Here is a 12,762-nt window from a genome sequence, read left to right as displayed (position 1 = left end):
CGCTGGCCTTGATAAGTACGGTATGGTTTACCTGACTGAAAAACAGCGTCAGGCGCGGGCGATTATTTCAGACCGGCAGCATCGCGCAGCAGTTGCGCTTTGTCGGTTTTTTCCCATGGGAAGTTTTCGCGACCGAAGTGGCCGTAAGCCGCAGTTTCTTTGTAGATCGGGTGCAGCAGATCCAGCATCTGAATCAAGCCGTACGGGCGCAGGTCGAAGAATTCGCGCACCAGCAGAATCAACTGTTCAGCAGGCACTTTTTCAGTACCGAACGTTTCCACCATGATGGACGTCGGCTCCGCTACGCCGATAGCGTAGGAGACCTGGATTTCACAGCGATCCGCCAGACCTGCCGCCACGATGTTTTTCGCGACATAACGCGCAGCGTAAGCTGCAGAACGGTCAACTTTAGACGGATCTTTACCGGAGAAGGCGCCGCCGCCGTGACGCGCCATACCGCCGTAGGTATCAACGATGATCTTACGACCGGTCAGACCACAATCGCCCATCGGGCCGCCGATAACAAAACGCCCGGTTGGGTTGATAAAAAACTTAGTGGACGTATTTAACCATTCAGACGGCAGAATGGGTTTGATGATCTCTTCCATCACCGCTTCTTGCAGCGATTTTTGGTCGATATCTTCTGCGTGCTGCGTAGAGAGAACCACGGCGTCGATACCGACGATTTTGCCGTCGTCATACTGGAAAGTGACCTGGCTTTTTGCATCCGGACGCAACCATGGCAGGGTGCCATTTTTACGCACTTCAGCCTGACGCTGTACCAGACGGTGCGCGTAGGTGATTGGCGCAGGCATCAGTACGTCGGTCTCATTTGTCGCGTAGCCAAACATCAGGCCCTGGTCGCCCGCGCCTTGTTCCAGCGGGTCTGCGCGGTCAACGCCCTGGTTGATATCCGGAGACTGTTTGCCAATTGCGCTCAGTACTGCGCAAGAGTTGGCGTCAAAGCCCATGTCGGAATGCACATAGCCAATTTCGCGCACCGTATTACGGGTAATCTCTTCGATATCGACCCAGGCGCTGGTGGTGATCTCACCGCCAACTAAAACCATGCCGGTTTTAACGTAGGTTTCACAGGCGACGCGTGCTTTCGGATCCTGTTGCAGGATAGCATCCAACACGGCATCAGAGATTTGGTCTGCGATTTTGTCAGGATGCCCTTCTGATACGGACTCAGACGTAAAAAGGTGTTTTGCCATATTTAATTTCACCTAAGGAGAATTTAGTTAGCTCAAACTGTTGTGCGGAATAGTCATGACAGAAGATTCTACCATGAGTCTGAAGGTTACTGACACTGGCAGTCTGAGTGTTAATCAGTATGGATGGATTAACATCTGGACGGCTATTTTAGGTCACTTCTTCGCCCAATTTCCAGCTTTTTTTGAAGGCCGTCGCAATGTCGGTCAAAATCAGGCGGTAAACGTTTCTGATAATGCTGACATTATGCGCATTTATGCTTTGCTTTTTTTCTGCGTTCTGGGTATAAAACGCGACGCGCGGCTCATACAAAAGCACACGACGTTTTCTTCGTGTCGCCACTTCCAGCCGGGTTAAAACGTTGCTTTGGCTTGTGGGTTCGTCTTACGAGGCGGCCGTGGAGGTGATACGAGATAATGAACCGTTGTATTCTGCTGAATCTGTCGCATCGTTCTGGTGCGCGCATGTCCCCCGCAATCTGCATCTCTGCTTTGCATACCTGCCGATGTTATACCCATCTCGGCGCTTCTCAGGATTCCAGAGCCGGCAATGGTGCTGAAGACTGAACAAGGGCGCTCTTGTTAACGCAAGAGTTTTCTCGTGGTTTCGCCGAACCGTTATCTGTGAGTTCGGTTACGTGTTTACAATGATATGAAAAAGAAACCGGTCGCGCAGGCGGAGCATCAGCGCTATCTGCTGGAAAATCCGCTTGTCTATGGGTTGTTATCGCGTCTTCGGATTGCGATAGTAGTCAACTGTTTTACACTTGCTAATAAAAATTGAGGTTCGCTATGTCTGACGACATGTCTATGGGTTCGCCTTCGTCAGCAGGCGAACAGGGTGTACTACGCTCCATGCAGGAGGTTGCAATGAGCTCCCAGGAAGCCAGCAAGATGCTGCGCACTTACAATATTGCCTGGTGGGGCAATAACTACTACGACGTCAACGAGCTGGGCCATATTAGCGTATGCCCCGATCCCGACGTACCGGAAGCGCGTGTCGATCTTGCCAAACTGGTGAAAGCGCGCGAAGCGCAAGGTCAGCGTCTGCCGGCGCTGTTTTGCTTCCCGCAGATCCTGCAACACCGTTTGCGTTCAATTAACGCGGCGTTTAAGCGTGCGCGTGAATCTTACGGTTATAACGGCGACTACTTCCTCGTTTACCCGATTAAGGTCAATCAGCATCGCCGCGTGATCGAGTCCCTTATCCATTCCGGTGAACCGTTGGGGCTGGAAGCGGGGTCGAAAGCGGAATTGATGGCGGTGCTGGCACATGCCGGCATGACCCGTAGCGTGATCGTCTGTAATGGTTATAAAGACCGTGAATACATTCGGCTGGCGCTGATTGGCGAGAAGATGGGCCATAAGGTTTATCTGGTCATCGAAAAGATGTCTGAAATCGCGATTGTGCTGGAAGAAGCCGAGCGCCTGAACGTGGTTCCTCGCCTGGGCGTGCGTGCGCGTCTGGCCTCTCAGGGATCCGGTAAGTGGCAATCCTCCGGCGGCGAAAAATCAAAATTCGGCCTGGCGGCGACGCAGGTGCTGCAACTGGTGGAGACCCTGCGTGACGCCGGGCGCCTGGACAGTTTGCAACTGTTGCACTTCCACCTGGGATCGCAGATGGCGAACATTCGCGATATCGCGACCGGCGTGCGCGAGTCCGCGCGTTTCTATGTTGAGCTGCATAAGCTGGGCGTGAATATCCAGTGCTTCGACGTGGGCGGCGGTCTGGGCGTGGATTATGAAGGTACCCGCTCGCAGTCCGACTGTTCGGTGAACTATGGCCTGAACGAATATGCCAATAACATCATCTGGGCGATTGGCGATGCCTGCGAAGAGCATGGTTTACCGCATCCGACGGTGATTACCGAGTCTGGCCGCGCCGTCACTGCGCACCATACGGTACTGGTCTCTAACATTATCGGCGTGGAGCGTAACGAATACACGGATCCGACTGCCCCTGCTGAAGATGCGCCGCGCGCGCTGCAAAATCTGTGGGAAACCTGGCAGGAGATGCATAAACCTGGCACCCGCCGCTCGCTGCGTGAGTGGCTGCATGATAGCCAAATGGATCTGCACGATATTCATATCGGCTACTCTTCCGGCGCGTTTAGTTTGCAGGAGCGCGCCTGGGCGGAACAACTTTATCTCAGCATGTGCCATGAAGTGCAGAAGCAACTGGACCCGCAAAACCGTGCGCATCGTCCGATTATCGACGAACTGCAAGAGCGAATGGCGGACAAAATGTACGTCAACTTCTCGCTGTTCCAGTCAATGCCGGACGCGTGGGGAATCGATCAGCTCTTCCCGGTGCTGCCGCTGGAAGGGTTAGATCAGGTACCGGAACGTCGTGCCGTGCTGCTGGATATTACCTGTGATTCCGATGGCGCTATCGACCACTATATCGATGGCGACGGTATCGCCACGACGATGCCGATGCCGGAATACGATCCAGAGAATCCGCCGATGCTCGGCTTCTTTATGGTCGGCGCCTATCAGGAGATCCTCGGTAACATGCACAACCTGTTTGGCGATACTGAAGCGGTTGACGTGTTTGTCTTCCCGGATGGTAGCGTCGAGGTTGAGCTGTCGGACGAAGGCGATACCGTTGCGGATATGCTGCAATATGTGCAACTGGATCCGAAAACGCTGTTAACGCATTTCCGCGACCAGGTAAAACAGACGGATCTGGACGATGCGTTGCAGCAGCAGTTCCTTGAGGAATTTGAAGCGGGACTGTACGGTTATACTTATCTTGAAGATGAGTAGCCGTTGATGCCCGGTGGCGCTGCGCTTACCGGGCCTACGAATGCAGGCTGGATAAGGTAAAGCCACCACCCGGCAGAATGCTATACTCACTTGAACCCGTATGAATTAACGGCGATAATTCGCCGCAATAGCGATTTACAAATCAATCCCTTCCTCGTCGGGTTTAACGACGCGGAGGGGATTTTTTTTCATCTGTTTTAATGCAACGACTCTAAAAGAGGTCAGGACATGAGCACCTTAGGTCATCAGTACGATAACTCACTGGTTTCTAATGCGTTTGGTTTTTTACGTCTGCCAATGAACTTCCAGCCGTATGACAGCGATGCCGACTGGGTGATCACTGGCGTACCGTTTGATATGGCAACGTCCGGTCGCGCTGGCGGACGTCATGGTCCGGCGGCGATCCGTCAGGTGTCGACCAACCTCGCCTGGGAACATCACCGTTTCCCGTGGAATTTTGACATGCGCGAGCGCCTGAACGTCGTAGACTGCGGCGATTTAGTGTATGCGTTTGGCGATGCCCGTGAAATGAGCGAAAAATTACAGGCGCACGCTGAAAAACTGCTGTCTGCAGGCAAGCGTATGCTCTCTTTCGGCGGCGACCACTTCGTCACGCTGCCGCTGCTGCGCGCCCACGCGAAACATTTTGGCAAAATGGCGCTGGTACATTTTGATGCGCATACCGATACCTACGCTAACGGCTGCGAATTCGATCACGGCACGATGTTCTACACCGCGCCGAAAGAAGGCCTGATCGATCCGCATCATTCGGTACAGATCGGTATTCGCACTGAGTTTGACAAAGACAATGGCTTTACCGTGCTGGATGCCTGCCAGGTCAACGATCGCGGCGTGGATGATATTCTCGCTCAGGTGAAACAGATCGTCGGCGATATGCCGGTCTATCTGACCTTTGATATCGACTGTTTGGACCCGGCGTTTGCGCCTGGCACCGGTACGCCGGTGATCGGCGGTTTGACCTCCGATCGCGCCATTAAACTGGTACGCGGTCTGAAAGATCTGAACATTGTCGGTATGGATGTAGTGGAAGTCGCGCCGGCTTACGATCAGTCAGAGATCACCGCTCTGGCGGCCGCGACGCTGGCATTAGAAATGCTCTATATCCAGGCGGCGAAGAAGGGCGAGTAAGTTGTTTTGCCGGATGGCACTGCGCTTATCCGGCCTACAGCTGATTGATGCTTGTAGGCCGGATAAGGCGTTCACGCCGCCATCCGGCACTGTTCGGGGGTTATTTGATCCCGTCCGCGCTCATACGATCGCGCACATGCTGTGCGCGTGCGGCGGACGCCGGGTGATCGTCGAACATTGAGCTTTGACGACCCGCTTCCAGTTTTGCCAGTTTCTCAAAGCTGGTAGCGAGTCCTGCCGGACTGATACCGCGTTTGCGCAACAGGTCGTAAGAATAATCATCCGCTTCGGACTCCTGACGCTGAGAGAACTGCGAGTTCACCAGTTTTTCGCCAAGATCGCCAAGCTGTGATTGCGACAGGCTGCCGACAACGCCTCCTGCCGATGCCGCCGCGACGCGCACGGCGTTAGTGCCCAGCGCGACCTGCATCCCTTTCTTTACATGACCCAGCGCGACATGGCCCATTTCATGGCCGATCACGGCTTCAACTTCGTTGTCGGTCATCATATCCATCAGTCCGCTGTAGACGCGGATACAACCGTTCGCCATGGCAAACGCGTTGACGTCTTTCGTCTCGTAAACCTTATAGTTCACCGGCTGGCCGTTAATGTTATCCCCCAGCGCGGCGGCAATTTTTGTCAGTCGTTTAGCGTATTCGCTGCTCGCCGGCGCGATTTTCGCTTTGCTGTCGAGCTCTTGACAGGATTGATCGCTCAGCGCTTTTACCTGCGCATCGCTTAACGTATAGGCCTGAAAAGCTTCAGCGCCCGAAGAAAGCAGTCCATTAGAGTCCATATTCTGGCAACCGGTCAGCACCGTCGCCATGCCCAAAGCAAGCAGTAAAGCGCGAATTTTCATTTTTCTCTTCCATACGAATTAATATTATTTTGAAATGCGCCCGTTGCAGATGAATTAGCGCCTGGGTTAAGTATAAAGAAAAGCATGGCAGGCAAGTTAGCTAATTGCGCAACATGCGAGCATGATCCGGAGATTTCTGAAGCGGTAAAAGGATGTTCCATGTACATGACGCGCGGCTTGGGGTAAATTGTTGGCAAATTTTCCGGCGTAGCCCAAAACGCGCTGTCGTCAAGTCGTTACGGGCATGGCCTTTCAACATCCGATCTGGAGTCAAAATGTCCTCACGTAAAGAGCTTGCCAATGCTATTCGTGCGCTGAGCATGGACGCAGTACAGAAAGCCAAATCCGGTCACCCGGGTGCCCCGATGGGTATGGCTGACATTGCCGAAGTCCTGTGGCGTGATTTCCTGAACCACAACCCGACCAACCCGTCCTGGGCCGACCGCGACCGCTTTGTGCTGTCCAATGGCCACGGCTCAATGCTGATTTACAGCCTGCTGCACCTCACCGGCTATGACCTGCCGATGTCCGAACTGCAGAATTTCCGTCAGCTACATTCAAAAACCCCTGGTCACCCGGAAGTGGGCTACACCGCTGGTGTTGAAACCACTACTGGCCCGCTGGGTCAGGGTATTGCCAACGCCGTCGGGATGGCGATTGCCGAGAAAACTCTGGCGGCGCAGTTTAACCGTCCTGGCCACGACATCGTTGACCACTTCACCTACGTCTTTATGGGCGACGGCTGCATGATGGAAGGCATTTCTCACGAAGTGTGCTCTCTGGCTGGTACTCTGAAACTGGGCAAACTGATCGCGTTCTATGATGACAACGGTATCTCTATCGACGGTCATGTTGAAGGCTGGTTCACCGATGACACCGCGAAACGTTTTGAAGCCTACGGCTGGCACGTTATCCGTGGCATTGACGGTCACGATGCCGACGCCATTAAACGCGCCACGGAAGAAGCTCGCGCCGTGACTGACAAACCGTCCCTGCTGATGTGCAAAACCATCATCGGTTTCGGTTCGCCGAACAAACAGGGGACCCACGATTCCCACGGCGCGCCGCTGGGCGACGCGGAAATCGCGCTGACCCGCGAACAGTTGGGCTGGAAATACGCGCCGTTCGAAATCCCGTCTGAAATCTACGCCCAGTGGGATGCGAAAGAAGCCGGCCAGGCGAAAGAATCCGCATGGAACGAGAAATTCGCGGCTTATGAGAAAGCCTTCCCGCAGGAAGCTGCTGAATTCACCCGTCGTATGAAAGGCGACATGCCGGCTGACTTCGATGCGAAAGCGAATGAATTCATCGCTAAACTGCAGGCTAACCCGGCGAAAATCGCCAGCCGCAAAGCGTCCCAGAATGCCATCGAAGCCTTCGGTCCGCTGTTGCCGGAATTCCTCGGCGGCTCTGCAGACCTGGCACCGTCTAACCTGACCCTGTGGTCCGGTTCTAAGGCTATCAACGAAGACGCGGCGGGTAACTACATTCACTACGGTGTGCGCGAATTCGGTATGACCGCTATCGCCAACGGTATCGCCCTGCACGGCGGTTTCCTGCCGTACACCTCCACCTTCCTGATGTTCGTCGAATATGCCCGTAACGCAGTGCGTATGGCAGCGTTGATGAAACAGCGTCAGGTGATGGTGTACACCCACGACTCCATCGGTCTGGGCGAAGATGGCCCGACGCACCAGCCGGTCGAGCAGGTGGCAAGCCTGCGCGTAACGCCGAACATGTCCACATGGCGTCCGTGCGACCAGGTGGAATCCGCGGTGGCGTGGAAATATGGCGTAGAGCGCCAGGATGGCCCAACCGCGCTGATCCTCTCCCGTCAGAACCTGGCGCAGCAGGAACGTACTGAAGAGCAACTGGCGAATATCGCCCGCGGTGGTTACGTACTGAAAGATTGTGCGGGCCAGCCGCAGATTATCTTCATTGCGACCGGTTCAGAAGTTGAGCTGGCGGTTGCCGCTTACGAAAAACTGACTGCCGAAGGCGTGAAGGCGCGCGTGGTTTCCATGCCGTCCACCGACGCGTTCGACAAACAGGATGCGGCTTACCGTGAATCCGTGCTGCCGAAGGCGGTCTCTGCGCGTGTGGCGATTGAAGCGGGTATCGCTGACTACTGGTTCAAATACGTCGGCCTGAACGGCGCTATTGTCGGGATGACCACCTTCGGTGAATCCGCCCCGGCAGAGCTGCTGTTTGAAGAGTTTGGCTTCACGGTGGACAACGTGATCGCCAAAGCGAAAGCGCTGCTGTAATCCTTAATACGGCATAAAACGGGTCGCTTCGGCGACCCGTTTTTTTAGATACATTTATTTTATCGCTAACAAGGCTTTATTTGTGATTTTTATCACAATTTTGATATTTTGTTATTTGTTGAATTTGCAATTAACATCACAAAATGAAGCTTGCTTTTTATTTTTATAAATATAACAGGTTGTTTTATAGATAAATTATAATCATGTCATTTTAAGCGCTCGCTTTTTCGCCTGGATTGATTTCATTTTGCTGCCCGCGTATTTTATTTTTAACGACAAGTTGTACCCTAAAAATAAAATAAGGATAGTTTATGCGGTTAATAGATTATTTTCCTGAAGCATCTATTACAATAAGACCATTGGCACAAAATTGGCAGGAAGCTGTTGATTTTTCCATGTCATCCCTTTTGGCTAATCGTTATATAAATGAAAATTATATTCAGGCTATCAAAGATTCAACAATCAGTAATGGTCCTTACTATATTCTGGCACCTGGTGTCGCGATGCCTCATGCTCGCCCCGAATGCGGCGCGTTAAAAACCGGGATGTCATTAACATTGCTCAGGCAGGATGTGCAGTTTACCGACGAGGATGACGGCATAAAATTATTAATCGGCCTGTCAGCAGCAGATTCAGATTCACATATTGGCGCTATCCAGGCGTTAAGCGAACTATTATGTGAAGAGGATGTTTTAGCGGCGTTATTAGCTGCGAAATCAGAAAAAGAGCTGGCGGATATTATAGCTCGCGCATAATTATTCTCTCCTTTACAGGATATTAATATGGAACACAAGTCTGCTCGTGCAAAGGTCCAGGCTTTTGGGGGATTTTTGACCGCGATGGTCATTCCCAATATCGGCGCTTTTATTGCCTGGGGTTTTATCACTGCATTATTTATTCCAACCGGGTGGATGCCAAACGAGCATTTCGCCAAAATTGTCGGCCCGATGATTACCTATTTACTGCCGGTAATGATTGGTTCTACCGGTGGACATCTGGTCGGTGGAAAGCGTGGCGCCGTGATGGGGGGAATTGGCACCATTGGCGTTATCATCGGCGCTGATATCCCCATGTTTCTTGGCTCAATGATTATGGGGCCTCTCGGCGGTCTGGTCATTAAATATATTGATCGGTTGCTGGAAAAGCGGATTCCCGCCGGTTTTGAGATGGTGATTAATAACTTCTCGCTGGGTATCGCCGGGATGATTTTGTGCCTGCTGGGTTTTGAAGTGATTGGTCCGGCGGTACTTATTGCCAATAACTTTGTGAAGGAGTGTATTGAATCATTGGTACATGCGGGCTATCTGCCGCTGCTGTCTTTAATCAATGAACCGGCAAAAATCCTCTTTTTGAACAATGCCATCGATCAGGGCGTTTATTATCCGTTGGGAATGCAACAGGCGTCGGAAACCGGAAAGTCCATTTTCTTTATGGTGGCCTCTAACCCGGGGCCTGGCTTAGGTTTGCTGCTTGCCTTTACGCTATTCGGCAAAGGAATGGCAAAGAAATCTGCGCCTGGCGCCATGATTATCCATTTCCTCGGGGGGATTCATGAGCTCTATTTCCCCTATGTGCTGATGAAGCCATTAACACTCATCGCCATGATTGCCGGCGGGATGAGCGGAACATGGGTGTTTAACCTGCTGGATGGCGGCCTGGTTGCAGGGCCAAGCCCGGGGTCAATTTTCGCTTACCTGGCGCTGACGCCGAAAGGTTCTTTCCTTGCTACGATTGCTGGCGTAACGGCGGGAACGGCAGTGACCTTTATTATCACCGCTTTCATTTTGAAAATGGAAAAAAGTAGCGAAGCCGACAGCGAAGATACTTTTAGTGATTCCGCTAAAGCGGTGAAAGCCATGAAGCAAGAAGGCAAATTTTCATATCGCGACGTGAAACGTATCGCCTTTGTCTGCGATGCGGGGATGGGCTCCAGCGCAATGGGCGCCACAACGTTCCGCCGACGTCTGGAAAAGGCGGGCCTGACTATCGACGTTAAACATTACGCTATCGAAAATGTACCGGATGATGCCGATATTATCGTTACCCACGCCAGCCTTGAAGGACGGGTTAAGCGAGTCAGCGATAAGCCCTTAATACTTATTAAAAACTATATTGGCGATCCGTGCCTTGATGATTTATTTAACCATTTGACATCGAATTAATATTTCAGGTTTCTGGAGTAAATATGAAAACGAAAGTAGCTGCTATATATGGCAAGCGGGATGTCCGTATCCGTGAGTTTGAATTACCCGACATTACGGAGAATGAGCTGCTCGTAAGCGTAATTTCCGACAGCGTATGTCTCTCTACCTGGAAAGCCGCTTTATTAGGCAGTGAACATAAACGAGTGCCAGATGATCTGGAAAATCATCCAGTCATTACGGGGCATGAATGTGCTGGAATTATCGTCGAAGTAGGAAAAAATCTGACTGATAAATATAAAAAAGGACAGCGTTTTGTTTTACAACCGGCGATGGGCCTGCCGAGCGGTTATTCTGCTGGCTACAGTTACGAATATTTTGGCGGTAACGCCACGTACATGATAATCCCGGAAGTAGCGATTAATCTGGGCTGTGTTTTACCGTATCACGGCTCATATTTTGCCGCGGCATCGCTGGCGGAACCGATGTGCTGCATTATTGGCGCTTATAACGCCAATTACCATACAACACCTTATGTTTATGAACATCGGATGGGAGTCAAACCCGGCGGTAATATCGCGCTCCTGGCCTGTGCCGGACCGATGGGCATTGGTGCGATTGATTATGCCATTAACGGCGGGATCCAGCCGGCGCGAGTTGTGGTGGTCGATATCGATGAAGCCCGCCTGGCGCAGGCTAAAAAACTGCTGCCGGTCAAACAGGCCGCTGAGAAGGGCATTGAGCTTATCTATGTGAATACCGCGGGCATGGCTGATCCTGCTGCGCAACTTCGGACATTAACCGATGGCGCAGGATTTGATGATGTCTTTGTTTATGCCGCCGTTCCGTCCGTCGTTGAAATGGCTGACGATCTTCTCGCCGAAGACGGTTGCCTGAATTTCTTTGCCGGGCCGACAGATAGCCAGTTCAAGGTACCGTTTAATTTCTACAATGTGCATTACAACAGTACCCATGTCGTAGGGACATCCGGCGGCTCCACGGAGGATATGAAAGAGGCTATTACGTTAAGCGCAACAGCACAGCTTCAGCCTTCATTCATGGTGACGCATATTGGTGGGCTGGATGCAGTACCGGACACCGTACTCAACCTGCCGGATATTCCCGGCGGTAAGAAGCTTATCTATAACGGCGTCACCATGCCGCTGACGGCGATTACTGATTTCGCCGAAAAAGGAAAAACGGATCCGTTGTTCAGGGAGCTGGCGCGTCTGGTTGAAGAGACGCACGGCATCTGGAACGAAAAAGCGGAAAGATACCTGCTGGCGCAATTTGGCGTGGATATCGGGGAGGCGGCATGATGTCTCTGGCATGGCCGCTATTTCGCATTACGGAGCAGGCAGCACTGGCTGCCTGGCCGCAAACGGGATGCGGCGATAAGAACAGAATTGATGGGCTGGCTGTTACCGCGATGCGACAGGCATTGAATGATATCGCCATCCGTGGGCGGATCGTCATCGGCGAGGGGGAGCTCGATCATGCGCCCATGTTATGGATTGGCGAGGAGGTGGGTAACGGCGAGGGGCCGGAGGTGGATATCGCCGTCGATCCTATAGAAGGCACCCGAATGGTCGCCATGGGACAAAGTAATGCGCTGGCCGTCATGGCGTTTGCGCCCCGGGGCAGCTTGTTACATGCGCCCGATATGTATATGAAAAAGCTGGTTGTAAATCGGCAGGCGAAAGGCGTGATCAATCTGGCGTTATCGTTAACCGATAATCTGCGAAATGTCGCCAGGGCGCTAAATAAGCCGCTGGAGGATCTGCGTATGGTCACGTTAGATAAACCGCGGCTGAAACCGGCCATTACACAGGCGACGCAACTTGGGGTTAAGGTATTCGCTCTCCCCGATGGTGATGTAGCGGCCAGCGTCCTGACCTGTTTGCAGGATAACCCTTATGATCTGATGTATACCATTGGCGGCGCGCCTGAAGGCGTAATTTCCGCCTGTGCGGTAAAAGCGCTGGGCGGTGATATGCAGGCGGAGCTACTCGACTTTTGTGAAGCGAAAGGGGACAACGCTGACAACCGCCTGGTGGCGCAACAGGAGCGTCAACGCTGCGAAGAAATGGGCGTTGCGGTTAACCGTGTCTACTCCCTTGATGAGCTGGCTGCCGGTAACGACATTCTCTTTAGCGCGACGGGCGTTACGGGCGGCGATCTGGTTAACGGGATCCAACGGGTTGCGAACGGTGTGCGCACGCAAACTTTACTGATTGGTAGCGCAGATCGAACGTGTAATATTATAGACTCTCTGCATTCATGGTGACTTATCCCCGTCATTCTTCACGTTGCAAGTACGTTGGCGACGCGCGTTCACACCAGTCACTTACTTATGTAAGCTC

Annotated in this window: 12 protein-coding genes; 10 read left to right on the top strand and 2 right to left on the bottom strand. The window is 52.6% G+C overall.

Translation table 11 applies throughout. From position 1 onward, the window contains the following. Window positions 1-62 precede the first annotated feature (62 nt). Window positions 63-1,217 (bottom strand): methionine adenosyltransferase, encoded by a 1,155-nt coding sequence (metK, locus tag NA624_RS20455; protein WP_001062140.1) that lies wholly within the window; start codon window positions 1,215-1,217, stop codon window positions 63-65. 55 nt (window positions 1,218-1,272) lie between these two features. Between metK and NA624_RS20450 the strand changes: the two genes are divergently transcribed. The 5 genes from NA624_RS20450 to speB all read left to right on the top strand — a co-directional run bounded on the left by NA624_RS20450 (window position 1,273) and on the right by speB (window position 5,132). Beyond that, a complete protein-coding gene (locus NA624_RS20450) occupies window positions 1,273-1,572 on the top strand; it encodes a hypothetical protein (RefSeq protein ID WP_001543499.1) in 300 nt (99 codons plus the stop codon). Window positions 1,573-1,631: 59 nt separating this feature from the next. Beyond that, a complete protein-coding gene (locus NA624_RS20445; protein ID WP_001751809.1) occupies window positions 1,632-1,781 on the top strand; it encodes a hypothetical protein in 150 nt (49 codons plus the stop codon). Between the two features lie 85 nt (window positions 1,782-1,866). Beyond that, complete coding sequence (gene yqgB, locus NA624_RS20440; RefSeq protein ID WP_000729109.1) at window positions 1,867-1,998, top strand: acid stress response protein YqgB; 132 nt, start codon at window positions 1,867-1,869, stop codon at window positions 1,996-1,998. Window positions 1,999-2,006: 8 nt separating this feature from the next. Continuing rightward, window positions 2,007-3,983, top strand: a complete 1,977-nt coding sequence (gene speA, locus NA624_RS20435; RefSeq protein WP_001278580.1) for a biosynthetic arginine decarboxylase — start codon at window positions 2,007-2,009, stop codon at window positions 3,981-3,983. A gap of 228 nt (window positions 3,984-4,211) precedes the next feature. Beyond that, on the top strand, window positions 4,212-5,132 hold the full coding sequence (speB, locus tag NA624_RS20430; RefSeq protein ID WP_000105550.1) for an agmatinase: 921 nt from the start codon (window positions 4,212-4,214) through the stop codon (window positions 5,130-5,132). Between the two features lie 100 nt (window positions 5,133-5,232). Here the strand turns inward: speB and NA624_RS20425 are convergent, their stop codons facing one another. Further along, window positions 5,233-5,991: a M48 family metallopeptidase gene (locus NA624_RS20425; protein ID WP_000701825.1), complete on the bottom strand. Its 759-nt coding sequence runs from the start codon at window positions 5,989-5,991 to the stop codon at window positions 5,233-5,235. 275 nt (window positions 5,992-6,266) lie between these two features. Between NA624_RS20425 and tkt the strand changes: the two genes are divergently transcribed. The 5 genes from tkt to glpX all read left to right on the top strand — a co-directional run bounded on the left by tkt (window position 6,267) and on the right by glpX (window position 12,686). Continuing rightward, window positions 6,267-8,258 (top strand): transketolase, encoded by a 1,992-nt coding sequence (tkt, locus tag NA624_RS20420; RefSeq protein ID WP_000098648.1) that lies wholly within the window; start codon window positions 6,267-6,269, stop codon window positions 8,256-8,258. A 311-nt stretch (window positions 8,259-8,569) separates the two neighbouring features. Continuing rightward, on the top strand, window positions 8,570-9,013 hold the full coding sequence (gene cmtB / locus NA624_RS20415) for a PTS mannitol transporter subunit IIA (RefSeq protein WP_001518319.1): 444 nt from the start codon (window positions 8,570-8,572) through the stop codon (window positions 9,011-9,013). A gap of 27 nt (window positions 9,014-9,040) precedes the next feature. After that, window positions 9,041-10,420, top strand: a complete 1,380-nt coding sequence (locus tag NA624_RS20410; RefSeq protein WP_000400411.1) for a PTS mannitol transporter subunit IICB — start codon at window positions 9,041-9,043, stop codon at window positions 10,418-10,420. A 23-nt stretch (window positions 10,421-10,443) separates the two neighbouring features. Beyond that, window positions 10,444-11,718, top strand: a complete 1,275-nt coding sequence (locus NA624_RS20405; RefSeq protein WP_000853170.1) for a zinc-binding dehydrogenase — start codon at window positions 10,444-10,446, stop codon at window positions 11,716-11,718. After that, complete coding sequence (glpX, locus tag NA624_RS20400) at window positions 11,715-12,686, top strand: class II fructose-bisphosphatase (protein WP_001549372.1); 972 nt, start codon at window positions 11,715-11,717, stop codon at window positions 12,684-12,686. The genes NA624_RS20405 and glpX overlap by 4 nt, the downstream gene beginning before the upstream one ends. Window positions 12,687-12,762: the final 76 nt, after the last annotated feature.

The sequence above is a fragment of the Salmonella sp. NW38 genome (assembly GCF_051807745.1).
Lineage (GTDB): Bacteria > Pseudomonadota > Gammaproteobacteria > Enterobacterales > Enterobacteriaceae > Salmonella > Salmonella enterica.
Note: the sequence above shows the minus strand (reverse complement) of the source record. Positions and strands in the feature narration are given on the sequence as shown.

Bases quoted from the DNA above. Each gene is read 5' to 3' on its own strand.
- NA624_RS20405 (WP_000853170.1), top strand. From the start codon at position 10,444: ATGAAAACGAAAGTAGCTGCTATATATGGCAAGCGGGATGTCCGTATC.
- NA624_RS20425 (WP_000701825.1), bottom strand. From the start codon at position 5,991: ATGAAAATTCGCGCTTTACTGCTTGCTTTGGGCATGGCGACGGTGCTG.
- speB (WP_000105550.1), top strand. From the start codon at position 4,212: ATGAGCACCTTAGGTCATCAGTACGATAACTCACTGGTTTCTAATGCG.
- speA (WP_001278580.1), top strand. From the start codon at position 2,007: ATGTCTGACGACATGTCTATGGGTTCGCCTTCGTCAGCAGGCGAACAG.
- NA624_RS20410 (WP_000400411.1), top strand. From the start codon at position 9,041: ATGGAACACAAGTCTGCTCGTGCAAAGGTCCAGGCTTTTGGGGGATTT.
- glpX (WP_001549372.1), top strand. From the start codon at position 11,715: ATGATGTCTCTGGCATGGCCGCTATTTCGCATTACGGAGCAGGCAGCA.
- NA624_RS20450 (WP_001543499.1), top strand. From the start codon at position 1,273: ATGACAGAAGATTCTACCATGAGTCTGAAGGTTACTGACACTGGCAGT.
- NA624_RS20445 (WP_001751809.1), top strand. From the start codon at position 1,632: ATGAACCGTTGTATTCTGCTGAATCTGTCGCATCGTTCTGGTGCGCGC.
- metK (WP_001062140.1), bottom strand. From the start codon at position 1,217: ATGGCAAAACACCTTTTTACGTCTGAGTCCGTATCAGAAGGGCATCCT.
- tkt (WP_000098648.1), top strand. From the start codon at position 6,267: ATGTCCTCACGTAAAGAGCTTGCCAATGCTATTCGTGCGCTGAGCATG.
- cmtB (WP_001518319.1), top strand. From the start codon at position 8,570: ATGCGGTTAATAGATTATTTTCCTGAAGCATCTATTACAATAAGACCA.
- yqgB (WP_000729109.1), top strand. From the start codon at position 1,867: ATGAAAAAGAAACCGGTCGCGCAGGCGGAGCATCAGCGCTATCTGCTG.